The sequence below is a fragment of the Bartonella sp. TT29SHDZB genome (assembly GCF_042193395.1).
Lineage (GTDB): Bacteria > Pseudomonadota > Alphaproteobacteria > Rhizobiales > Rhizobiaceae > Bartonella.
Window position 1 is genome coordinate 1 of record NZ_JBHILQ010000130.1, and the last position, 721, is coordinate 721.

Genomic DNA, 721 nt, shown 5'->3' on the forward strand with positions numbered 1-721 from the left:
GCTTGTTTTCCAAGCAAGCCAATTCTAATGAGCGCTTGTATGATCTCTCTAAAAGAGCAGCCAGCATAACAATAGAGTAAAAGACGCCCATCATGTCCATTGGCAAGGGATAAGCTAGGCAGCCTATCATCATGAGCAGGGCAACGGGCTGTTCCATAACGCCCATGCCAAGTACCACGCAAGGCACGTGTGATACCTTGCGCATTCTTAAAAGAACACATCATTTTAAATCCTATAACGTTGCGTCATAGGACGGATTGTGCTATCTCTAGGGTGATGAGTTTGAGAAAGCCTTGTCCGTCCTTACGCGACAAGGTTTTTTTATGCCGCGTCACTTTGACGTTGCTGTTTTGCTTGCTCGATGACATTGATAAGATCCGATTGTAACCAACGGGACAAAAAACCAAATTTTAAAGGTTTTGGGAGAGAGCCATTGGTTACATGACGGCGGAATGTTGAGACACTCATATGAAGCAATTTTGCACTTTCACGGTCTGTCAAAAGAATATCATTTTCTGTCATACTAAAATCCTTTCTATCAAAAAATGGTAACAAATCATAACTATTTATTAACCACATTTTGGTTCATTTGGAAAGATGTTTTATTTATAGAAAACAATATTTTATCATACAATTTCTGATGTGATACGTTATGAGTCTTATTGAGAGAGAATGAGAGAGAAGAGAGAGAAAGTTATCCACAGATCATGGGGTTATGCAC

At 39.7% G+C, this 721-nt stretch carries 2 protein-coding genes; both read right to left on the reverse strand.

Annotated features, from left to right (window positions below; genetic code table 11):
- A partial coding sequence (locus tag ACFIJJ_RS09960; protein WP_375646840.1) for a virulence-associated protein E occupies positions 1-224 on the reverse strand: 224 nt, incomplete at its 3' end.
- A gap of 97 nt (positions 225-321) precedes the next feature.
- Complete coding sequence (locus tag ACFIJJ_RS09965) at positions 322-522, reverse strand: AlpA family transcriptional regulator (protein WP_011180791.1); 201 nt, start codon at positions 520-522, stop codon at positions 322-324.
- Positions 523-721: the final 199 nt, after the last annotated feature.